Genomic DNA, 23,457 nt, shown 5'->3' with positions numbered 1-23,457 from the left:
AAAACTCTTTGATAAAGTTATGTTGACTTAAAAAAGAAAGCATTACATAACTCTGCAAATAATTTACATCATTCACACTTTTTAGAGGGCGTATATGGGAATAAGGAAAAAGATTGAATCTTAGAAAGGTTCAGTGAAACAAAAAAATGGATCTTTGAAATTGATTATTTTGAACCCTTTAATTCATTGAGAAGTTCATTTAGATTAACATAGGCATAAGTAGATGCGTAATCTGACATAGCGTATGGAATAATCAAATCATCGTTATGTACAATTGATCCGCAAGAATAGACAACATTAGGGACGTAGCCTTCCCTTTCTTCAGAATTTGGAATTAGAAGAGGGGTTTTTGATCGTCCTATTTCCCTTTCAGGATTCTCAAGATCAAACAAGGCTGCTCCTAAAGCATATTCGCGCATAGGACCTACTCCGTGTGTGATAACCAGCCACCCATCTTTAGTTTCAATAGGTGACCCACAGTTACCTATTTGGATTAGCTCCCATGGATATTTTGGCTGTTGTAATAGCTGGGCCTCACGCCATACAGTTATATTATCTGAGAAAGCAATGTAATTATTAAATCCGTCGATTCGGCAAAGCATGGCATATTTACCATTTACTTTTCGTGGGAATAGTGCCATCCCTTTATTTTTAGCAATCTCGCCATGTAAGGGCATTACCTTGAAGTGATAAAAATCTTCGGTCTCCAGCAATTTTGGCAAAATAGTGGCTCCATCATACGCAGTGTAGGTGGCGTAGTATTTAATTGTGTTGTCGTCATCAACAAACTTAACAAAACGAGCATCTTCAATACCGTTCCTTTCATTTGCTGAAACCGGAAAAATCACTCGTTCCGATATATTCGTATCCAACGAGAACTGAAGTTCGTAATGCGATGATGCCAGCCAAATGATTTGATTGAAAAGAAATTCTTTATCAGACGCTAAATGAACAGCTTTACGGGCATCTTCTATACATTTTCGAAGTTCGCCATAAGTAAATTCTTCTTTTAGTTTATCCAAAATTAACGCAGGCGGAATGATTCCATGTACTTCCATTTCATCCAACTTATGGGCAAACAAGCTTTTATTATATGTGTGACGACGGATATGTTCCGCTTCTTCCAGCAAATTGCCAATTGGCTCAAGCGTCAACTTGTTGTTTTTATCAATAATTCCTGTTCTGAAAACTATTGATGAAATATGTCCCTCCCCTGTAGCCCTGAAACTAAATATAACTCTTTTTGCTCCGGGACTAATTTCGCTCTGGTCAGGATGCTCTACCATTGATGGATTAAAGAAAGCAGCTGATTCTATTGAATATTCCATGGTAAAATAGGATCCAATGAGAATTTTTTTGGAATACCCGATCGTATCTGGTAATACATTCATAAGAGGCAACAGGTGCCTAATTCGATTAAAATGCTTCTCAAATATTTTAGAAATGTTCCGATGACGCATCGAATAGTCTCTAAGGGTTTGCTTTAATGCAAAGGAGGCCTCATCTTCATTCATGTCTACTACAAAACGTATAGTATTGATAGCCCTTTGTTCTTCTGTAAACAGAAATCGAGCTATTACTCGACTTGGATCTGGGTTGAATGTGATATTTTTTCTAATTACGGATACTAACATTATCTAAATTTTAGTAAAGGTAACTGCAATTATTGGATATAAACATTGTTTAATTACATTTATCACTGGTAATTACTATTTAAATGTTAGGAGTGGAAATCGAATGTTTTGGTAATTTGGAGTAGCAATATGGCGACCATTTTTGAGAATTAAAATTGCTCTTATTTATAATATCATCTTCTGTATTATAATTCCTCTCTAATAATTTAAAACAGATTCATGTAATCAATTTTGAATATGACAACTAAATTGTAACACCCAAATCAAATATCTCCAATAATAGATTTAAATAATCATTCCTTTTTTTAAACCTATCTAGAAGCGCTTCCGGACTTGCATTATATTGTTCCTTTTTTATGGAGATAACCAAATCAGCAATATCATCACCTTCATTTAAATCTGTATACTCCAGAACGGTATTTACACGAACATCAAAGCAAACTCTTTCGGCTATCTTGCTCCACTTCTCAAATGCTTTCCCTTTATCAGGAAATAAAGTAACGTGGTAATCCTTGAGGGCATTTAGCTTTTGTAGATTGAGCATTTCAACGGAGCCTACAGCTATCCAATTATATTGCGGATAATACAACGCACCGAAAATGGCATTCTTTTCACCTTCTGCAATAGCAACTGGCCTTGATTTATTGATAAGTAGATGTGCGCCAAAGAAAACTTGCTTCAAGTTAAAGTCCTTTTGTTTGATAATATGATGCACCCAATTGATGTAGCCATTACGTTTTAATGTATGAACATCATATTGCATTACTTTACCTGTTCGTACTTGCCCTACTCGATTGACTTGCCAGAAAATTGTTTTATTTCCTTTGGCAGTACCAACGTAATACCTCTGTAATACCTCCCAAACCATATGCTCCGGAAAGAGTTTACTCAATCCTATAGCAAAGTTATTTTGGTGATAATTGGTAAGAGAGGTTAGCATTAACTTTGGGTCAATACATGAAGGTGGTTTTACAATTGTTTTTGATTTAGGCGTCAATGTATAATAATCATCCGGTTCGTATCCGTTTTTCTCAAAGTACATTTTAGGTGTAAAATGGTATGCACATTTTTCTACCCGGTTACATCTCCCGGTATAATTTGACAAATACTTGTTGGTTTGGTGGTCTACATACCTGGTAAAAGTCCTTTGATGACATTTCGGACAATGATACCTGGTTGATCGACCTTTGTATTTTTCCAATGAATAGCGAATATCTGGCATAAAGGAAAGTTTTTTGTTTTAGTGAAGTTTATGGAGTTGTGGAGGATTGTTGTTTTTCAAGTATTTACGACTCCATACAACTCCACTCACTCCACAATTCCATCAAATTTGCGATAATGATTGAACTATCTGTGGTGCCCCATACTCCACAGTTACTACACTCAAACTACACACGTAAATAATTGTGAATCAACCAAACTCCACAACTACGCAAACTCTACAATATTCCATATTTTTCTCTGAGCCTTTATGGCAGCAGTAAGATTAATTGAGCACATCTGTTTCGTAAACACCTTTCTGTTTCTTATGCGCCAGTTTTGTATTGCTCAGCAATTGGTAGGCATATGATTCCTTGGCTATATTGAGTTTATTGGCCATCTCAATAAACTCTTTGTTGGTAAATTCCCGTTTGCCAATCTTCTTTAAAACCTGAAATACCTTACCTTCCTTTGAATTGTCCTCATATACATTTAAAACCATGTGATTTAGCTTTAATGCATTAGAAAAGAAATAATCCTTAAGCATAATGGCTTTCTTCATTGAACTTTCGCTTACCTGCTCGATCACCTGCCCTTCAAAAAAACTATTGGAGACTTCAAGGACCAGGGCAAACCGTAGTATATATCTATCGAGTTTTGACAGAATTCCAGATATGGCAGCATCCTTATTGGATGGCTTTACGTGTTTGTTTACTTCATCAATAAACAAGTCCTCTGCCTTCTCTGATAACGGTAACTCTATGGTATTAATACTCTCATTAATTTTATCCATCAATGCTTTCATCCTCGAATGAAATTTCTCCACCATATAATCATCCGGATTTTTTCTTTGGATATATTTCTTTTCCATTTTTAATGGAATTGCAAAAAGAATCCGCTCAAAGAAACCGTCTTTAATATCCTTGGCCTTAAAGGATGCAATCACATCGTCCTGAATACTGCCAATAATTGAAACACAAGGCATACTCAATGAAGAGCTTTCAACTTCTTTACGATCCAGTGAAATAGGTGCACCATCCCATATGGATAAAAACTGACTTTGCTTTGAGGTTCCGCTATAACCAATCAAATTCAATATAAAACTCTTAAACTCATCGGGCATCAATATCATACCATTGGGATTTTGCTTATGGATATTGATGAGAGCCTCAAAAGTCGGGTCGGTAGAATACAACTTTTTCTTAGTCGGTTTCTTTTCACCTAAATCAGGATCATAATTAGCTATGGCTGCTTCGTATTCCTGGTCGTATTGCTTTTGCAGATTTTTTATGGCTTTAAAGGCTGTTTTTAAGGGCGCACTTTTATTCTGCCCTGACTTACCTACCAAAACCACCCACATAGATGGGTTTTCTATCCATTCAATATGTTTACGCAAATGATACGAATTACCAATTATCCCAGCTAAGGCGGTAAAAATGCTTACAGCAGTATAATCGATGTTATAATTTCCATTGTCGTATAGCTCAATTATGGTATCCTGGATAAACTTCGGAAATATACTTAATGGAAATTCAGATTCCTCAGCTGTTTTCAATCTTAAGTTGGCTTCTTGAAGAGACATCTTACCAAACGTAAGATGCGACCTCCCCAGTTCTGTTTTATCTTTTTCAATTGATTCCATTTGCAAAGGATTATCCATTAATACTTTCCAGGTAGGCTTCAATATCAGAAGCCTTGTAATAAATCTTGCGTCCGGTTTTCTTAAAGGCAATGATTTTATTATCGCGCATGGTTTGCAAAGTTCGCCTACTAACATTTAATAGTTTACATACTTCTTCGGTAACATACCAACGGTCTTTAAAACCATCATTCTTGGCCACATTGATACTATCTATCTTATCGTTAATATGATCAATTTTGCCCATTAACTTATTAAAGAGATGCTCATCTACAATTACAACTGTCTTGCTCATTTTTATACGATTTAAACTTGTTACTAAATTTTATTTCGTCAAACCTAAGCAATACGGTACACTCACTTTATAGTTAAAGATAGGATCTGATAGTAAATGCGAGTAAATGGTAGTAAAAGAACGTATCGTAACGTATTTTATCGTTTTTGCAGTTTTAATTTAGCGCAAGTAAATATTATTGAATACAGACCAAATTACATCACAGTTATAATTCCTGGTATTTTTCTTTTTACTGCTATTTATTACTATTTGAATATCAACTATTTTTACTTTTATTACTATTTATTACCATGTTCTACATTCCTTTTGAAATTGCATTCTATTTCTCTATAATTGAATCAGAAAAATGCAAAAATGACTCACTAAAATGATATTTAGAAGAACGATATTGAAACAAGATTTGGCCATTAAATTATATCCACAAAGCTCAAATATTAATGCAGCGATGCAGTTGCTCCGGAAAGAAATAAAACTATCACCGGAATTAAATAATAGACTTGAATTGTTGACAAGAAATAAACGAGCGCATTATTATACACACAAAGAGTTGGAGGTTATCCTGGAACATTTTTGTATCAGTCAGGAAGAATTTGAGTTGTTATAAGAACTTCTTTGGGGAAACAACGGTAAAAATGTACTGAAAAACTTGCGAAAACAAGCTTAAAAGTACTATCGATACCAATAAACAGATAGCTTTTGAGTGCTTTTTCATGCTTCAGAGTACTTTCAGTGTATATAGAGACTATGCTCAGAGTATATTTCACTTGCTTTTATATGCTTTGCCCATTTTGTAGAGTATATTAAGCGTGCTTTTTGAATGCTTTCAAAATTTATGAGAGTACTTTTTGTTTGCTTTGCTCATTATCAATAATGCTTGGTGTAAATCTCCACCAATATGAAAACAACACCATTGTTGAATTAGGAAAATGCTTCGTTTTTTAAGAGTGCTTTTTGAGCACTTTATTGGGAATTGTATGGTCTGTCGTGCATGAAACTAAATAAAGTTTAAATTGTCGTTACTTGGCTAAGTTGTGTCGCAAATTGGCATAGCTGTAAGTCGCTAGTTTTGTGATTTATAATATAATTTTACAACCATCAAAATGAAGTAGAATAATATTAAGCGCAATATGATGATATTACCACGAACAATACTAAAACAAGAATTAGCTAAAAAACTATATCCTCAAAGTTCAAATACAACTTCCGCCATGCAATTACTGCGTAAGGAAATTAAACTATCACAGGAATTAAGCACTAAGCTTGATAAATTGACACGAAATAAACGTGCCCACTATTTTACTCATAAAGAACTGGAGCTTATCCTGGAGCACTTTTGCATTAGTCAGGAAGAGTTTGATGGGCTATAATTCCTTTATGATACCCGAACGGGTATATTTTTCAATTATATTGGCCTATCTATACCCGACAGGGTATATTTAATACTATTCATATATACTTCACATTTAAGAAGAAACCATAATTAATTACCACAAAATAAAATTCCTGTAGCATTTTTAGTATATACCTATGTATCAAATTTAGTATATAGCGATGTATCATTTTTAGTATATTGTTGCATATTGCTATATTTCAAAACAATACGAAACAGTTCATTGTGTAAAAACAGCTTCCTTTAAAGTTATTTCATCGACTTTGTAACCACTTTTCATAAAAACCTCTTATTAATAATTGTTTTTCATGGAAAGTAACCGTTTTTCATCCTCTAGAAATAAACCTAAGCAAAAAGCCTACTAGCTCTCTCTTGAATTAACTCTTTATATTCTATTTTCTTATCTTCAGGCAAGAAGGAATTATTTATAAAATCCAGAACCGTTGGAATCGCTTTCTGAAATCGCTTAAATATATTATCAACCTGTTTTTGATTTAGTTTTAGACTCTTTGCTAGTTGTTGGAAATCATTAATTCTAAACTTCCGTTTTCTACCATTCATAGTTAGGGCTAACTCCTCTGGATCGTCTTTTTCTGGAATGACTAACCTTGTTGATAATAGGTCGTAAGCCGGAGCCAGTTGTGTTAATCCATTATCCAGATCAATCATCGAAAAGTTCTTCAAGTGCATATCTGCATTTCCTGTTAGGAATGAAAATAAAGCTACTTCAAAAAATACTTGAGCATCGAATAATGGGTTGGATGAATATTGCATAATTACTTTACCAACTTGCTCCATGGAACCCTTATACTTATCCTCTGTCAGGCGTTCACTTAATTGGCACAAATCTTCCATCGCTAATTTCTGCTCCCCAATCCGATCTATTCGTTTGGTAATATAAGCAAGTTCCCCTGATTTCAGTCTGATTAATGAATGTGGTACAACATTTATCTTAAACAACTTGGCCAAATGCATTGTCAAATCCTCGTTCTCAGGCAAATGATTAAATTGTTGAGTAGGTGGTTTTAATATATAATTACCCCAAACGCCAACCAAAGTCAATCTGTTCTCTTGCCCTCTTTGAGGCTCAAAATGAAAAGATAACTTAGCTTGAACTCCTGGAACAGTAACATGGCTCTGAACTACTTTTTTTGCCAATTCATGCATCTGATCCAAAGAATAATCCAATACAGGAGCTTCCGTAGTTCCGAATATCTTTTTTGAACATTTTGAATGAAAATCTATATCTCCTTCACCTAATGGTTGATAGCAATATAAACATTTGTTATTCATGATTATTTGCGTTTAATGGTAAAATAGAAACTGCTCCAATACAATCTTTGCAACAAGCTAAAAGTAACCCCATTCGGTCATTAGCCTTTAACTTCCAATTGTCTACAGCTACATCTAACAACCACCCTTCTGGTATCAGACCGTCAAAAAAAGGAAACATTGTATTAGAAGAGTAAGGATGTTTAGAAATAGGCAAAGTCTTGCTAATTGGCCATTTTTCTTCTTTATTCAAGTATTCTTCATCATATACAAAACGATAGCCCTTCTCAGTCTCTTCGATAATTCCTGCAAAATATTGCTTATAAAACACTTTCCCTTTTCTATTCATTATCTATTAATTTCGTTTCAAAAGGAGTCAATTCATGTCCGAACAATGCCAACACCTCATTAACCTTATCCATACGCAAACTAGGTTTTCCTTGCTCCAGGTCTCTTATGAAGCGAAGTCCTACTCCAGCTCTTTCAGCTAGATCCTGTTGTGTTAAACCAAGCTGCTTTCTTCGCTGTTTCACAAATTGTATTAGTCCAAGCATATTTTATACCTTTTAGGGTATAAATATAGTGATTATTCTAATATTATACCCGATATGATATATTTTTAAAGAGGAAGTCTATTTCATACCCAATAGGGTATATTTATGTATTTAAACACTGAGGGCTTCGGTTCAGGAATCAAGTGCCGGATAGGTCAAGTCGATGTCAACTGACAATGGAGGCATTTCCCTTATAAAAAGGCAATAGCCGCACCTCCTTTTAGTGCAAATATTTCTTCTTTCGCTACATAAGGCAGAACCTGTAACAATAAATCCACTTGTGCTCTATATGCTGGTGCAATCAGAACTCCGCTAATTCTTTGGGTATTGTAATTTTGTATTTAGAACTGTATGCTCCACTTTCTGTTATCATACGGTCTCCACTACCTAAATCTATTTTATCTGTTTTAAGGAATTGAAGCCATTGGTGATTTGCCTTTTCTGACATATAAAGGAAGAGGCGTTTTACTTTTACCGAGTTGCAAGTTGACAAAAGCTCGCTCACGAGTCTCGGCTTTAGGTTAACCAGTCCTTCCAAAACCTGATAACATTCGACAAGATCTGCATGTTGCGGTGCTAAAAACAAGCATTCCAATATGGCACGTTCGGGTGTTGATACATTAACTTTTGTATCTTTTATCTCCAATTCCTTGACGCCCGTATTTTCTGGAAGAAATGAAGTAGGTTTCTGAAATAGTTCTACATTCCAGTTGTAATTTGTAAACCAGTTAGGCATTCTGGTTTGCAGGGGAGAAAAGAGATATAACGTTTCCTTACTTAATCTGAAATAGTGGCTGAATCCATGTAAGATTAATGCGGTTAAACCTCCTACATGAACTTTGATATTTAGTTGGTTTTGCAGAGCATTCACACCTGCCTGCCATTCTAACAAATCTCCCGGCTTTTTATAGGCACCTCTTCCTAACGGTTCTATCCATCCACTTTCCTGATAGTACCTTCGAAGATGTCTGGATACACCATTGTTGTCCAATACTGCTGCTGTTATCACATTATTGGGCTGCAATAGATTAAAAAGCTTCTTTAATTTTGTGTCATTATGCGTAGTCATACTACTCAATTTTCAACAAAAATAAAGAATTGATTTAATAAAAGAACTAAATAACTTTAAAAATATTACTTAATGAGTAGTTAAACTACGCAAAAATTCATATTTATAAAGTTATTTATATTCTTTTCGTTGTCAAAAGCAATTAACCTATAAGCAAAATCAAATACTTTATTATCCAGAAAGCATAATTAAATACCAGAACAAACCAATTCTGTAGCATTTATAGTATATACCTATGTATCAAATTTAGTATAAAGCTACATGCTGTTATATTTCAAAACAATACAAAACACATCTTATAGTAGCAATAGTACCATTTTTATTATTCAACACTTATTACTATTAACTATAAATAATCATTAATGACTTCTTTTTGGTAGCTGGACAAAATATTTTCGAACAGTTTACGATCATATCGATACAAGCAGTACCTTATTTTTGTATACGGATTTAAAGTTTGATTTCCGGCTTTTTCAATTTTGTTTGAAAAATGAAGATATTTTGCAATTGCAAGCTCTAAACCACTCTCTGTAAAATCAGATTTATGAATTAGTATCTCCTGCACAAAATTATCCACCTTATATTCAATAAACTTATAATCGGGAAAATGCTTTTTGGCTATATATAAAAATCTAAAAACATCAAGTGCCAAATTGGTATCTAAAGATCTTTTTTTTCTTAAACGGTCATATATAATTTTCTCCTCTTGCAATATTTCCTTTTTAATACTTAGAAATTCTTCATCTGCTATTTCAAACAAAGCAGATAAACGGTTAATTCTTCGTTTTAAATTATGCGGTATACTTTTTTTGTATTTAATCTTATGATCTAATATACTCCAGGCGTCCTGAATTACCGTCCTTATCTGCAATTCAAACACTAACGAACTATAGTCTTCAATGTTTTTATCTGCACCTCTCTTTTTTTTCAACTTTAACTGTAGGTGCAGACCTTTATATCCGAATTGATTTTCGGTTTTTTCAAGTAAACTTGTTTTATCGGTCGTTTCCACAACTCTAAAATGTTTTTTTAATTTTCTTTTTACAGAAACAAGATCGTCAGAATAATAACAAACAGCCCTCACTCCTATTAGATCTGTAATATAATCCTGAATCTTAAATGAAGAATCTGAATCCAAATAAGGTAAATATTTTATTTTGAACTTTTTAATACACTCATCACAGGATTTGATTCTAAATAATACTTGGTCTACCTTTTCTATATTTTCAATAATATTAGAAAAGCATTCTATTCCTTTTTGATGGTAAGTAAGTTGTTGATGGTACCATTTTTTAAACTCCTTTACTTTTTCTTCAATCAGATCCATGATACTATTTAATAAGATTCACTCAACTTTTACGCAAACTATAATGATACTTGGCAAAATCTACCACTTTATAATTCATTGTCGCACATTTTGCTTAAATTACTATAATTAATTGATATTGTGCTAATCTTAATTAAAATTTAAAGTTCTGAAAATTCTATCTCCAATAATGGACAACAAAGGCACTTTTTGGGCTCCTTTAGACAATGCGGCTAAAATATTCCCGGCTATTAGAAGCAAGGAAAACACTACTGTAATACGACTTACTGCCAATTTAACAGAGAGAGTTACTATCAGTAGTCTATTTAGAGCAGTGAAGCGTGCTGAAAAAAGATTTCCATATTTTAAAGTGAGTTTGCATGGTGGTTTTTTCTGGTATTACCTCGAACAAATAAATGATCCAATAAGTATCCAACATGACAATGCTGTTGCATGTAAAGCTTTTAAACGGAAGGCCAAAAATAATTTACTAGTGAGAATTCTTGTTCATAAAAATAGGATAAGTGCAGAATTTTCACACATACTTACTGACGGATACGGTTTATTAACCTTTATAAAAGCCATCCTAATTTATTATTTTCAGGATAAAGGTGTTATTCACAAGAATCAAATAGATAGCTTTTATACAATGAAAGCTGATGATGAGGAAGTTGAAGATGCTTACAACCGATATTTTAAAGAGAATATACCTCATGTAATAAAACAACCCAAAGCCTTTCATTTACCCTTTATTTTAAAGAAAAAACCCCGATTTGATCTTTTATTTGCCATTTTATCTATTCAGCAAATAAAACAAAAAGCAAAGAAAAAAGGTGTTAGCATTACAGATTATCTGGTTGCCGTTTATTTGTTAACACTTCAAGACATCTATCTTGAATACAAGAAAAATGGAATTTACTCATCAAGTATGATCGCAAGAATTCAGGTACCGGTAAATATTAGAAATATTTATGCCACTAAATCATTGCGTAATTTTTCACTTTTTGTTATGCCCGAAATAGACTTTCGCTTAGGCAAATATACATTTGATGAGATACTTAAAGTTGTATATCATAAAATGAAGTTAGATACTGATGAAAAACTAATCAGCAAAATCATTTCTCGTAACGTAAGTGGTGAACGAAATTTATTGGTTAGGGGAATTCCTATTTGGCTAAAAAGTTTAATCCTGTTTTATAAATACCATTCTCAAGGAACCAACTTGTATAGCGGTGTTTTAACTAATCTGGGAAAAATAGAATTACCCGATCCAATTCGCCATAAAGTTGATTATTTCACAATATCCCCTCCTCCTCCAAATAAGAAGCTCAAGATTAACTGCGGTGTAATCGGTTATGAGGATACGCTTACTTTAAGTTTTGGTAACATTACAAAATCCAAAGAATTTGAACGAAGGTATCTTCACTTTCTCTCTAAGCAAGGCATAAATATTAAAATAACTAAACATTAAAATTAGTTTATGGAATATTGTAAAAATTGTGAAGTAGAATTGGATAATGATATGGCATTTTGCCCTTTATGCGGACTAAGAGTAGGCGAAGAGCCTATCCCTGTTAATATTCCCATTGAGAAACATCCCGATTTTAGAGATAAAACTATAAATGAAATTGAAAACTTAAGCCGTACTCAAAAGCTAAAACTAATTTGGAAAATATCCGGTATTATTCTGACATCCGGTATTATTGTCACACTTGGTATAAACTTTATTATAAGCCAAAATATCAATTGGGCTAAGTATAACTTAATTGCCTCATTAGTAGCTTTTGCCAACATTAGTATTGTTATCCTTTTTCGAAAAAAACCTTTGATCCTGATTATATGCAGCTTGACATCCTTAATATTGATGTTTTTAACGATAGATTATTTTAATGGAGATAGTAATTGGGGGATAAAACTGGGAATTCCTATTGTTACATCCATTTATGTTTTATCACTTGTAATTTTAGTATTAATTCGAATATCCAATCAAATAGGATTCAACATTTTAGCGGTCGTTTTCATAGCCATAGCTTCACTACTACTTTGCATTGAGATTTTTGTATCTCTATATTCTCATCAAATAATTATACTTAAATGGAGTTTAATAGCAGGAGCATCATTAATACCCGTTTCCGGTATATTGTTTTATGTACACTATAAACTTAAAAAAGGAATAGAGCTAAAGCGATTTTTTCATATTTAAAATCCTAACATTAGCTCTAACCAAGGATTACGCTCCAATGCATAATAAAGTAAACAGGTTGCTATCCAGCCATGCGTGATACCAATTGCCCATAGGTTACGCCATTTAAGATATACTGAAGCCAAAACCAATTCCAGACAAAAGGTGTATATCATCAAAAAAGCATTTGGATAATGAATGATACCAAACAATGTTGACACGATAAAAACTAAAATAGTATTACTGGCTTTCCCATTAAAAAATACAATTAGATTTATCAAAATAGCCTCAAGCATAATAAATTGTTGAATAACTCCCCAAAGTGGATAGAGAAGAAAAACCAATAGAACGTGCCAAGATATATAGAAGGCATTATTATTGTATGCATAAAATGCACAAGCCAAACCATTAAGTAGAATAATGGGTAATAAAATTATAAAAGAATGTTTAAAATTATGTAGTTTAAAAATTTCATTCTCATTATGAGTTCTTTTACGAAATAACATGTATCCAATCCAGAAAATCGAAACACCTATGATATATATAATTCTAGCATTGAGCCAGTCTATCAACAGAAATTTTAAAATTGATGTAAATAATACAGCAATGAGTTCAAAATTCTTTTTTATCCCATTTTTCAACTCAAATTATAATTTATCATTTTTTCCAAAAAAATCAGCTTTATTAGGTCCTTTTTCCATTGTAAGAAAATCCCAAACTTCATTTAATATTTGTCGTTCTTCTATTTTCGATAGTTTGCTGCCTTCAATATATTGTACCTCAGCAACATTTTGAAAGAATTTTTCAAAATCAGTATAATACCCTTCTACACGCAAAAAGCGAACAAATACTCTGGGAAAGCTTAACTTAATTACGAATTCGTATTCCGGGAAAAATAATTTATTTGATCCTAAAAAATAGTTTTTAAATTTATTTGGTATCATATCTTTTATAATTAGTGACCTATATCAACAAAATTATTGCCTTTAACAATCTATAGCTTTAATAAGAAGTTTCATTATTTGCTTCTTTTTTTGAATTAGGTACAGTAAACTTGAATTCACTCCCATTACCAATAACGCTTTCAACCCATATTTGCCCCCCTTCTATCTCAACTAATTCTTTACATAGCAATAATCCAAACCCTGTACCATACTCACTTGCTGTACCTTGTGTAGATTCAACCCCCTCAATCTTAAAAATATTCTTAAGTGTTTCTTCATCTATTCCTATTCCATTATCTTTAACAGATATCTCAACAAAGTCTTTGCTTAATTGTGCAGAAACATCAATACTACTTTTTATATTAGAAAATTTAATGGCATTATTGAGTAGATTCCTAAAAATAGTACTTATCATATTGACATCGACATAGCCATAAATATTCTCACGTATGCAATTATTAATATTGATTTTTTTATTCTTAGCAGTCAAGTCTGTTGCTAATATGGCCTCAGATAATATTTTTGATACATTTACTTCTTCTGGGTTAAAAGACAACTTCTTACTATTTATACTTAGCCATTCTGAAAGATTTACAAGTAATTCAAACGAAATATTCGTAGTCCCATATAGAATAGTTAGAAAATTCTCAATTTCTTTTGGTGCATAACTATGAAAATTATTAAGTAACAATTCCAATATCCCTAAAATACTATTAAAAGGATTACGTAATTCATGTGCTATAATCCTGTAAAATTTATCTTTTGTGCTGATAAGATCAATTAATTCCAGGGTTCTCTGCTCTACGATTTTTTCAATATCTTTTTGTTGTGTTTTTATTATTCTCTTCAGCTCAGAAATCTCCTGTTCTAGAATTTTTATGTAATCTTCATCGGATGTAGTTTTCATTTCATCTTTCTAAAATTTCTATACTTCTATTGATAAAAACTATAAGTTAAGTTTTTTCACATTTCAAAACAATTAAAATATAGGGTGTAATAAGATAGAAATTCATATTTAAACATAATATTACCAATCTAATTTCTTACTTTTTTTGAACTTCACTCAATATTATCATAAAATAGGTTAAGCATCTGATAAAATCATGCTCTTGAGTCTTAAAAGATGTACGCTATGCTTACCTTCTAAATAAAAAATTTTAACGTAATAAAACCCATTTTTAGGTTCGGTTCCTTTTTGCTACTTTTGGAGGGAAATGAGTTCATTAAAACGCATTTAAAACGGGCATTTTTTAGCCAATTTTGGTGGACTTACAGAGGACTTTAAAAAATGAATTCGTAAAATATTGAGGATAGGGTACTTAACACAAATTTTCAGTTCCCTCTCTCTCCGCTGATTAAAATGTCAATAATTGACAGAAAAAAGACAAGTCCTACAATATCAATAGATTGTAGGACTTTTTTTATGCCTTTTTGTTTTGTACGTCTTCTTTAATATGCCTTAAAACGACATAAAATCGTGACCAAATCGTGACCGATTCTAAAACGGCAAAAAAAGGTCACGATTTGTCTGAAATTGGCAGAAGCCTGTCCAATATTGTCCAACCTGCAATCATTTCATTTTGAGATTAATAACATAGTTTTACAATTCAAAAAATGAAGCTTATGAGAAGTACTTTTAATGTTCTTTTCTTCGTAAAAAAGAATGCAGAAAAGAAAGACGGAACCGCACCAATTGTTGCAAGAATTACAATTAATAAGAAGGTCAGCCAGTTCAACACCAAACAATATATTAAACCAGATGACTGGAATGTTGAATTAAATAGAGCAAAAGGAAGAACTGCTGAAGCAAGAGCCATTAATACCGTATTAGACGAAATTAAGAACTCGCTTTATAACGCATACAACGACCTCACAAAAAAAGATATTCAGGTAACTGCTGAAAAAGTAAAAAACACTTTCTTGGGAATTGGAGTGGAACAATATCTTTTAATGGAACTATTCGAGGAATGTAATATTCTCTTACAAAAACAAATTGGCATAACTAAATCTAAAGCCACTTACCAAAAAGCGGAAGTTTGTAAGCGACACCTTTCAAATTACCTGAAAACTGAATATAAACGAAGCGATATAGATTTAAGAGAAATCAACCACTCCTTTATTGTTGGATTTGAAACCTTCCTGAATGTACAATGTGGTTGCAATGCAAACACAACAGCTAAATTTATACAGAAATTTAAGAGTATAGTGCTTACCGCACAAAAAAACGGGTGGATACAGATCGATCCTTTTGCCAATTATAGAATCACTATTAAAAAGGTTGACAGAGGCTATCTGAACGATGATGAACTAAAACGCATCATGCAAAAATGCTTTAGTAGTGAACGATTGGAGCGCATACGTGATATCTTTATATTCTCATGCTACACCGGACTTGCGTATATCGACATCAAAAATCTCAGACAAGAGCATATTACCAAAGGTTTTGATGGTAATTTATGGATAAACACTAAACGACAGAAAACCTCAATTAAAACGGTTGTGCCTTTACTGGATATAGCCCAATTGATACTTGATAAGTACAAAGGTCTCCCAAACGGCGTTCTTTTACCAATTCCGACGAATCAAAAAACGAATGCGTATCTGAAAGAAATTGCTGATGTCTGCGGAATAACTAAAAACCTTACGTTTCATCTGGCACGTCATACTTTTGCAACTACAGTTACATTATCAAAGGGAGTTCCTATCGAATCCGTTAGCAAGATGCTTGGTCATACCAATATTAAAACAACACAGATTTATGCTCGTATTACAAATGAAAAGATAAGTTCAGATATGCTGTTATTATCCCAAAAGTTAAAATGCTCTGAGATGAGCTTGGCTTAAAGACATCATTTAAATACACTTATATGTTAAAAACACAAAAACTTCCGAATGAAAAATCTATCGGAAGTTTTGTGTATAATGCCATAGCTTCAATATGCATTCCATAGTATTTTATGCACTTTGGGGCTTTACTTTTCTATCCAAATATTCAATTAACACTACCTTATTTGTAAGTTTATGCTTGTTGTGCAGTATTCTTATAATTGAATCAATCAAATTCGTCTGAAACTCTCTTAATTTTTGTAGTTCAATATATAGCCTAATTGATTTATGCGTCATTTTATGCCTAATCAGATACATATTGGTTAGTAAGTCCAATAGCTCCCGATATTTTTTTCCTTCCGTTGGAAACATTAGCTCACTAATTCTCCTCTTGCATTTTTTTTCCATCTTATAATCCTCTTCATCCAAAAGAAATATGCTTTCTAATACCATTATTAGAAAAGAAATCCTTAAGTGCAAATCAGTCTCCTTTATCGCTTTAGCAACTAACTTTATTGAGTTAATTAACAATTCATCCAAGTCATTTTTTTCATTATCAAAAAGGCTCCCAAGTAGACCAAAACTGCTCTTCAGTTGATGGCACAGTGACTTTGGCATATGAAAAGGATTGTTATTTGCGGACATGTTTATTCCGAATCCAAATTTTTCATTTTTATTCTGAGTCAAATATTCTGATGTATAAGGAATTCTTTTTTCTAAATCAATATAACAAGTCAGGTCAGGATAATATACAGTTGGAGACAGTAGCTTTATCATGTCAATTGCTAAACAGGCTTTCTTATAGGAAATTTCTTGGCCTTTCTTATTTTCTGCCAATGTTTCTACAACAACAAAAACTCTTCCTTGGTATTTTCTTAACAAGGAGTCAAACTCGTCTTTAGTCATATTATCGTTACCCTTTACCTTATTCCAATATTCATCAAAATAATCCTTAGTCATATAGGTAAATTGAATATCTCCAATTGAAAAAGGTTCTTCAATAGTTAAGTTAAGAACTGGGTAATAATACTTTTTAGCTTTTAAATCTTTACTTAGTAATCCACTTAAATATAACGTAAGACTCTGTACTGCCCTTTTACTCTTAAACACTTCGATTATCCAAAGCAATACCTTTTCCTTAAGGTATTCCACTGATACTTTTGCGTTTAAAGAATCATAGTTAACTACTTCATGAATAAATTTATAATAGTCAATATATTCACCATCACTAAAACCGTAGCATACACCATCAATTGCTATTGTTATATCATAGTCAGAAATATTAGGTAAATATTTTTTTTGAATAAATGGTTTATCATCCACTAACTTGTCTGACCAATCTACAACTTGCACTTCCTCAATAGAACCTTTATTTCTTCTTCGATTGTTCTTATTGTCGTCATTTTCTTTAACGACAAGACGCTCTACAAAAGCAAATGCTTTATTATCAATCTGTTTTTCTGTCATCGGAATTCCTATTGATAGTATTATGGGATACCGACATATAATTAGAATCGGCTAACCTAATTTATTTTGATATTAAAATCTAAAACTCACCTAATCTCAAGGTCTTGATACATATTGAAATCAAAGCTTGTTTTATAATTGACAGTTTTCGTACAGTATTTTGCAAGCACCATTACTGATTTTTGATTATGCTTTGAACTTGCTATAAACGTACCTCTCACCATACCTTTACTATCTATTATTGGGCAGCCACTTTCTCCTTTATTCAAAATACCATCCATATCAACACAGTTGTTATAAAACTTACTTCTACTTACCTCAGAAAGCGGTATTTCAAAATCTCTTTTCACATCTGAAATTAATGGTTCTTGAGAAGAAACAAATAACGGCGTTTCTGATAACTCAAGCATTTCAAGGTTTGCTATACCTCCTTTAACATCGTGAATTTTAGATGGCTTTTTATTGAAAATCCCAACTGACTTTAATTCTGTTCCACATGTAGGCTTTAATCTATTAAACACAAGATAGTCTGTGTTTTTAAAATCACTTACTCCTACTGCTACGTCTAAATATTCAGGCCCTTTTTGTTTGTACATTTCTAAAGACCTATAATACAATTGGTTAATTCTATACAATGGCGAATTTCCTTCAGGAAAGCCAATGAATATATTTTTAAAGCCATTTGACTTTATCTCATCATCAATTTTTCTGAAAGTATGTCCACACGTAAAAAATAATCCTTCAGGTCCAATAAAAAAACCTGTTCCTAGATGAGTAACTCCTAAATCTCCTTTCTTAATAAGAATGGAAAATATGCTTCTCCTTTGATTTTCAGTTATTGCCATGTCCCAATTAATAAGTAATTTTACAGGTAGCTTGAATTGCATGCCATCTAGTATCTTTCCATCTTCAATAGGATTAAAAATAACGCATAATTCACCTACTTCATCAATAAATTCATCAGTTAAAAGAATACCCTTTGCTTGTTTATTCGATTGTACACCAGGGAAAACAACTTCTACTTTATCTCCTTGTTTCCAAGATTTTTGTTTCTTTAATTTTGCTTGTTCTATTATATCTTGAAACCTCTTAAAAATTAATCCTGAATCAATTTTTTTGGTTTCTGAGTCAAACAGCGGATCAATAATTGGTTGTAGACCTTTTTTGAAAAAGCTTTGCAAATAAGTATCAAGTTCAAAATCCGATTTTATTATTTTAATTGTGCATTTATTTATTTCTGGGATTACTTCCTTCCAATTAGCAATAAACGAATCAAAATTTTCTGGCTTAGAGATAAATGGCACGACATCTCCAATCATTACCAGTTCCTCTGAATCAAAGTCTTTTATTAACCCTATTGGCGTATAATCATTTTCAATACTTAATGTATTTTGCTCAAACTGATTACTATAAAAAGCTTTTTCATATGCCTTAACCTCTGTTAAAGTTTGGTCGGTTTCTTTTAATTTAGAAAGAAGCTTAAAGTTCCCTGATATCTTGGTCTCAACAATCTTACATTGAGGATCTCCACTAATTTTAGCTTTTTCTAATTCTCGATTAAAAAATGAGAGTTCTTCATCAATTTTATTCTTTGGAAATCTATGTATCTCCTTTCCTAATGTAACAAAATCAATACTTCCATTTTCATATATCACTCTAATACAATAACTACCGTCATTTTTATTATTTTCAGGATTCCAACTTATTATAGCTCTTTTGTTTCCATTAATTTGTGTGACTGAACTTCCTAATTGACCATGCCCTTTTTCAAGAAGACTATGCCACAATTTATAGTCAAAATTTACTAAATATGAATCTATTAAATCTTCATATCCTGATTTACCTAAAATTCTATCTGCAGGTCTTAAGCATTCACGATGAACATTTCCTACATTATTCTTTAGGCCTATTTCATCAATTTCTACAAGACAACTATCGTTTGTAGATATACGTCCTCCACAATGAAGGCATGACATTAAGTCTTTATTGAAATTAATTAGTTCGTGAATAAAATCAGCTTGAGCTAAAGCATATTGACTATTTTCAACAGTTTCAATATCCTTATGCGCATTAATAATAACAATTTTCTTTGCGCAATACTGTTCGTTATTCTCTTCTAAATATCTTTCTATTCCAGCCCATGAGGCAAAACGTTGTACTAAAGTAAAGCTATCCTTTCCTTCAGCTCCCAGAATTACTTTATCATCTTTAAACTTCAGTTTTTTATTCCCTTCATCATCAAATCTAAAGTTTTCAACAATTAGAAAATCAGCATTATCAACAAAAGATTCAATAAACAATATCTCTTTACCTGCTGAAACTTTCCTTTTTTTGTTTTCATATTTGCTTAATTCTAACCTTAAAGAAGGTGTATTAGGTTTTCCTTGTGAAATATCAATATTTTGTGTTACATATTCTTTATCTAACTGAAGAATCATCTCTCCACCTAAATGCCCTATATTATCAATAAATGCTCCAATAGGTGTTTGGTTAGAATTATTTTGAGTTAAAACCTGAACGTAATTAATCACTTCAAGAACAGACAAATAAACATTTGTATTCTGCTCAAGAACACGCAATAAATAATTACAAAAAGGGCTATGCTTTCCTGCTGAACCATCAGATACCTTTTCCTCACTGCCAGATGCAAGCATCCACCTTGAAATATTTCGGTCAAGCACGGTATAAGATTTTTCCTGAAAAATTTCCCTTGTATTAATAAGAAAGGTTCCTGAAAAACAAGAATCAGCAACTAACCAAATATGTTTCGCTTCTATATCCGCTATAAAATCTTTAATGACAGAATTCTCAATCCAAGTATGAATATCTGCCGTGCCCTCATGGGGTATCCAATACCCTCTCTTGGTAATTGGGTTCATATTTCCATGTCCTGCAAAAAAGATTATAATATTATCGTCTGAACATACTGAATTTTTTAAGGTATTGAAACTTTGATAGATATTCTCCTTTGTCGCTTCAAAATCATATAATGAATGAGGGAATTCTTCAAAGTTATATTTTGTTGTCAACATTTTAACAAGTGACTTAGAATCTAAAACAGCGTTCTTTAAATCCCTCCACACAGCTGTTTCATATTTATCAATTCCAATAGTGAAGATTACATTTCTTCTTTCTTCCATTTATTTAATCATTTCCTTGAATAAAATATACTTTTAAAGCTCCCATAATCACAAGGTACAGGAAGTCCTAAATTGTAATCACTGAACTTATTTGTCTCGAAATTTAAAAAAATATATGCTGATATTAACTAGAGATACTTCATCAACTTGGTATTATCATATTTATATATTCTCTAACCTTACAAATTCAACTTATTTGTAATCTTTCTAGTTTACTTAACTTATTGGCAAAAAAAAGCTCCTGTTTGTTATAACAAGAGCTTTTAATATGACAAATTAACTTTACATTACAAATGTAATTGCATCAATTCTTCTTAACCACCCCTTCAAAAACATGTGATTCTGCCCTTTTTGCGCAATTGTATTATAATAATGGATACGAGCAGATTTAATAGCATTAAATAAAGATTCAGGAGGGCAAGAATTGATTGCCTTGACTGTATTCTTCCCTATAATCCCATCCAATTTAAGGTCATTATCAAAGAAGCGGTTCAATACTTTTTGAACACCACAGCTACCCCAGTAGCCACTATTCACGCACCAGTCAAAAATGATTTCCTGTAAAGAGCCAGAAACGATGTAGCCTATTTTATACTTGTCGTAGAATGTACTTTTGTAGAACTCTTTAACCAACTCAGTTAATCCAGGAATTTCAATCTTTGTATTCCGCTTTATTTCTCCAAACGCTTCTTTATAATCATCAATAAGCTGCCAACCATCCCAATTAGGATGTAAGTTTCGGGCTACACCCATATAAGTTTCACCTCCATTATCCCCAGTTATATTGGCATAGTAGCCTTCGTGCTTTATTACTCCATTAAAAAGTTCATCAAAAGTTCTCATCCTTGCGCTTAGTTTTAAGTTTTACATTGTTTACACCGGAAATTGCACCTCCGAAAAGAAAGTCAATAATAGTGCTTAGTTTTGTGGAGATGCCACCATTGATACTGCTTATAAAAGCTATCTGCCAATCCTGCAATTCAATGGTATGAAACATAAAATAGTTGAGCATAACGAAGGTCAGACCACACCATGCAATCAGGAAGAAGATTGCAAATATCTTTTGCAGCCAACTATCATGAGCGTACATGGTTCTTGCAGAATCACGGTCGGCAACTGCCATTTTAAAAAGCTCCATCTTTCCCTGGAGCTTTTCTTCCTGAGTGGTGAATATTTCATCAATGAGTTTAGTGCCTACCTTGAGCGTTTCAGCGACCCCGGCATTAGTCAGTTTTCCAAATATTTTTCTCATCGCTCTACAAATTTTAAAATGGTATCAAGCTTCTCATTAAGCTGCTTAATTGTTTGGTGAAACAATTCCTTGCTCACATAAATCTCCTTGGAGCTATCCCTTAAATCAGAAACACGCTTATGCAGTATGGCAAACTTGTTTTCAGCTCCTTCCAATTCTTTTGTCAGGTGCTTAATGTCTTTCTCCAGTAAATCGGTTTTAGCTTCCACCGTTTCCTTTGTCGCATTCTTTGAAATAGCATTGCGGATAATGAAAGAAAGTACCCCAATCGTTAATGAGCTTAATCCGGCAATCACTACCCAATAGAATTTAATTGTCATTTCCTCCATGTCTAAAAGATTTTAATGGTTTCTTTACTGCCCTCTGGGAAACGATTCTTTTCCATTGTGGCACTTTGGTTTTCGATGTGCATGATGGCATCCACTATATGCTCCCACTTTGTTCCACCTTTAGAGCTTCCATCTCTGTTTGCCTGATTGATGATTACAAATGAGGTATTCGGAAACTGTTTCTTCAGCTCTTTAAATTCCTCGTGAGAAATATCGGTCGTTTGAGTACTGTCGATAAATACCACATCGTAATCTCTAAATAGCTTCGGATTGTAATCCTCGATGATTCCAATTGGGCTGTTGATTCCAAGCCTTACCACTTTCTCCTGCATTGTTCCTTTTGCACCTTCTTCATTGGCTACATACAGGACTTTATAGCCGTGCTGTTTTACCAATTCATCAGCAAACATCAAGGCAACGGTACTTTTCCCATGAAAGCGTGAGCCGTAAATCATTATATAGAATGGGATATACAGCTTGCCTAATAGTTTGCCGAACTTTCCCCTGATGGAGATGGTCTTGAAATTCATCTTAGCAAGGTCGTTTGCCAACACAACCTGGTCCGATGCTATTGTTGTGGTTCTGGTCGTGCTTCGTATTGTTGCCCTTGGCTTTGTGCCACTACTTTTGGGCTTAGAAGTAGTGGCATTTACTTTCCCAATCCGGCAACGCCTTGTAGCCCCTTTAACTGAACATTGGTAACAAGCAGCTTATCACTCTCCAGATAATCGTGTAAATGCTTTTGGACGTTTTTCACCTGTTCAAATTCCTTGTCGGACTTGTCAACCTTACCATTTTTCAATGAGTTGGTAACTGTGGTAAGTAAGCGTTGGGCTTTTGCTTTTGTGATATTGCCATATAAATTGATAAACCTTTTAATCAATGCAACTGCCGGAGTAACACCATAGTCATCCACTATCTTTTTCAGCTTCGTGTACAATGAATCCGGAACTTCAAA

Annotated in this window: 24 protein-coding genes; 5 read left to right on the top strand and 19 right to left on the bottom strand. The window is 32.9% G+C overall.

Going from position 1 to position 23,457, the window contains the following annotated elements:
- Positions 1-164: 164 nt before the first annotated feature.
- The 4 genes from OM074_RS17470 to OM074_RS17455 form a co-directional block, all read right to left on the bottom strand.
- A complete protein-coding gene (locus OM074_RS17470; protein WP_301201833.1) occupies positions 165-1,634 on the bottom strand; it encodes a glycoside hydrolase family 130 protein in 1,470 nt (489 codons plus the stop codon).
- Positions 1,635-1,878: 244 nt separating this feature from the next.
- Positions 1,879-2,856 (bottom strand): DUF6371 domain-containing protein, encoded by a 978-nt coding sequence (locus OM074_RS17465; RefSeq protein ID WP_301201832.1) that lies wholly within the window; start codon positions 2,854-2,856, stop codon positions 1,879-1,881.
- 264 nt (positions 2,857-3,120) lie between these two features.
- Complete coding sequence (locus tag OM074_RS17460; protein ID WP_301201831.1) at positions 3,121-4,476, bottom strand: DUF3987 domain-containing protein; 1,356 nt, start codon at positions 4,474-4,476, stop codon at positions 3,121-3,123.
- A 10-nt stretch (positions 4,477-4,486) separates the two neighbouring features.
- Entirely contained in the window at positions 4,487-4,768 is a 282-nt protein-coding gene (locus OM074_RS17455; protein ID WP_212219558.1) for a helix-turn-helix domain-containing protein, read from the bottom strand.
- A 367-nt stretch (positions 4,769-5,135) separates the two neighbouring features.
- On the opposite strand from OM074_RS17455, the gene OM074_RS17450 reads away from it, so the two are divergent.
- Both OM074_RS17450 and OM074_RS17445 read left to right on the top strand, forming a co-directional pair.
- On the top strand, positions 5,136-5,372 hold the full coding sequence (locus tag OM074_RS17450) for a DUF4248 domain-containing protein (protein ID WP_212219118.1): 237 nt from the start codon (positions 5,136-5,138) through the stop codon (positions 5,370-5,372).
- Positions 5,373-5,895: 523 nt separating this feature from the next.
- Positions 5,896-6,135, top strand: coding sequence for a DUF4248 domain-containing protein (locus tag OM074_RS17445; RefSeq protein WP_301201829.1), 240 nt, complete (start codon positions 5,896-5,898; stop codon positions 6,133-6,135).
- 368 nt (positions 6,136-6,503) lie between these two features.
- Here OM074_RS17445 and OM074_RS17440 read toward each other — a convergent pair whose 3' ends face one another.
- The 5 genes from OM074_RS17440 to OM074_RS17420 all read right to left on the bottom strand — a co-directional run bounded on the left by OM074_RS17440 (position 6,504) and on the right by OM074_RS17420 (position 10,380).
- Positions 6,504-7,451 carry a HipA domain-containing protein gene (locus OM074_RS17440; RefSeq protein ID WP_301201827.1) on the bottom strand — a complete coding sequence of 316 codons (948 nt, stop codon included), beginning with the start codon at positions 7,449-7,451 and terminating at the stop codon, positions 6,504-6,506.
- Positions 7,444-7,779: a HipA N-terminal domain-containing protein gene (locus OM074_RS17435; protein WP_301201826.1), complete on the bottom strand. Its 336-nt coding sequence runs from the start codon at positions 7,777-7,779 to the stop codon at positions 7,444-7,446. Before OM074_RS17435 ends, OM074_RS17440 begins: the two co-directional genes overlap by 8 nt.
- Positions 7,772-7,984 (bottom strand): helix-turn-helix transcriptional regulator, encoded by a 213-nt coding sequence (locus OM074_RS17430; RefSeq protein ID WP_301201825.1) that lies wholly within the window; start codon positions 7,982-7,984, stop codon positions 7,772-7,774. The genes OM074_RS17435 and OM074_RS17430 overlap by 8 nt, the downstream gene beginning before the upstream one ends.
- A 301-nt stretch (positions 7,985-8,285) precedes the next feature.
- Positions 8,286-9,053 (bottom strand): type IV toxin-antitoxin system AbiEi family antitoxin, encoded by a 768-nt coding sequence (locus OM074_RS17425; RefSeq protein ID WP_301201823.1) that lies wholly within the window; start codon positions 9,051-9,053, stop codon positions 8,286-8,288.
- A 346-nt stretch (positions 9,054-9,399) separates the two neighbouring features.
- Positions 9,400-10,380: a GTP pyrophosphokinase gene (locus OM074_RS17420; protein ID WP_301201821.1), complete on the bottom strand. Its 981-nt coding sequence runs from the start codon at positions 10,378-10,380 to the stop codon at positions 9,400-9,402.
- Between the two features lie 169 nt (positions 10,381-10,549).
- On the opposite strand from OM074_RS17420, the gene OM074_RS17415 reads away from it, so the two are divergent.
- Positions 10,550-11,830, top strand: coding sequence for a hypothetical protein (locus OM074_RS17415; protein WP_301201819.1), 1,281 nt, complete (start codon positions 10,550-10,552; stop codon positions 11,828-11,830).
- Between the two features lie 9 nt (positions 11,831-11,839).
- On the top strand, positions 11,840-12,562 hold the full coding sequence (locus tag OM074_RS17410; RefSeq protein ID WP_301201816.1) for a DUF6320 domain-containing protein: 723 nt from the start codon (positions 11,840-11,842) through the stop codon (positions 12,560-12,562).
- Here the strand turns inward: OM074_RS17410 and OM074_RS17405 are convergent.
- Genes OM074_RS17405 through OM074_RS17395 form a run of 3 tightly spaced genes read right to left on the bottom strand, consistent with a single transcriptional unit; the run spans position 12,559 to position 14,392 of the window.
- Positions 12,559-13,182, bottom strand: coding sequence for a CPBP family glutamic-type intramembrane protease (locus tag OM074_RS17405; RefSeq protein ID WP_301201814.1), 624 nt, complete (start codon positions 13,180-13,182; stop codon positions 12,559-12,561). The two genes, OM074_RS17410 and OM074_RS17405, sit on opposite strands and share 4 nt — an antisense overlap.
- A 6-nt stretch (positions 13,183-13,188) precedes the next feature.
- A complete protein-coding gene (locus OM074_RS17400; RefSeq protein ID WP_301201812.1) occupies positions 13,189-13,485 on the bottom strand; it encodes a hypothetical protein in 297 nt (98 codons plus the stop codon).
- A 58-nt stretch (positions 13,486-13,543) separates the two neighbouring features.
- Complete coding sequence (locus tag OM074_RS17395) at positions 13,544-14,392, bottom strand: sensor histidine kinase (RefSeq protein WP_301201810.1); 849 nt, start codon at positions 14,390-14,392, stop codon at positions 13,544-13,546.
- Between the two features lie 716 nt (positions 14,393-15,108).
- On the opposite strand from OM074_RS17395, the gene OM074_RS17390 reads away from it, so the two are divergent.
- Entirely contained in the window at positions 15,109-16,329 is a 1,221-nt protein-coding gene (locus OM074_RS17390) for a site-specific integrase (protein ID WP_301201808.1), read from the top strand.
- Between the two features lie 111 nt (positions 16,330-16,440).
- On the opposite strand, the gene OM074_RS17385 is transcribed toward OM074_RS17390, so the two are convergent.
- The 7 genes from OM074_RS17385 to OM074_RS17355 form a co-directional block, all read right to left on the bottom strand.
- Positions 16,441-17,778, bottom strand: a complete 1,338-nt coding sequence (locus tag OM074_RS17385) for a hypothetical protein (RefSeq protein ID WP_301201806.1) — start codon at positions 17,776-17,778, stop codon at positions 16,441-16,443.
- Positions 17,779-17,864: 86 nt separating this feature from the next.
- The gene (locus tag OM074_RS17380; RefSeq protein WP_301201803.1) at positions 17,865-20,918 is read right to left on the bottom strand and encodes a caspase family protein; all 3,054 of its coding nucleotides are present in this window, start codon (positions 20,916-20,918) and stop codon (positions 17,865-17,867) included.
- A 282-nt stretch (positions 20,919-21,200) separates the two neighbouring features.
- Complete coding sequence (locus OM074_RS17375) at positions 21,201-21,761, bottom strand: glycoside hydrolase family 108 protein (RefSeq protein WP_301201801.1); 561 nt, start codon at positions 21,759-21,761, stop codon at positions 21,201-21,203.
- Positions 21,748-22,170: a hypothetical protein gene (locus OM074_RS17370; protein ID WP_301201799.1), complete on the bottom strand. Its 423-nt coding sequence runs from the start codon at positions 22,168-22,170 to the stop codon at positions 21,748-21,750. The genes OM074_RS17375 and OM074_RS17370 overlap by 14 nt, the downstream gene beginning before the upstream one ends.
- Complete coding sequence (locus OM074_RS17365; RefSeq protein ID WP_301201796.1) at positions 22,167-22,499, bottom strand: hypothetical protein; 333 nt, start codon at positions 22,497-22,499, stop codon at positions 22,167-22,169. Before OM074_RS17365 ends, OM074_RS17370 begins: the two co-directional genes overlap by 4 nt.
- 2 nt (positions 22,500-22,501) lie before the next feature.
- Positions 22,502-23,029, bottom strand: a complete 528-nt coding sequence (locus OM074_RS17360) for a P-loop NTPase family protein (RefSeq protein WP_301201794.1) — start codon at positions 23,027-23,029, stop codon at positions 22,502-22,504.
- Between the two features lie 119 nt (positions 23,030-23,148).
- The coding region (locus tag OM074_RS17355; RefSeq protein ID WP_301201792.1) for a hypothetical protein at positions 23,149-23,457 on the bottom strand (309 nt) is incomplete at its 5' end.

It is taken from the genome of Plebeiibacterium marinum, assembly GCF_026013615.1.
GTDB lineage: Bacteria > Bacteroidota > Bacteroidia > Bacteroidales > Marinilabiliaceae > Saccharicrinis > Saccharicrinis marinus_A.
Note: the sequence above shows the minus strand (reverse complement) of the source record. Positions and strands in the feature narration are given on the sequence as shown.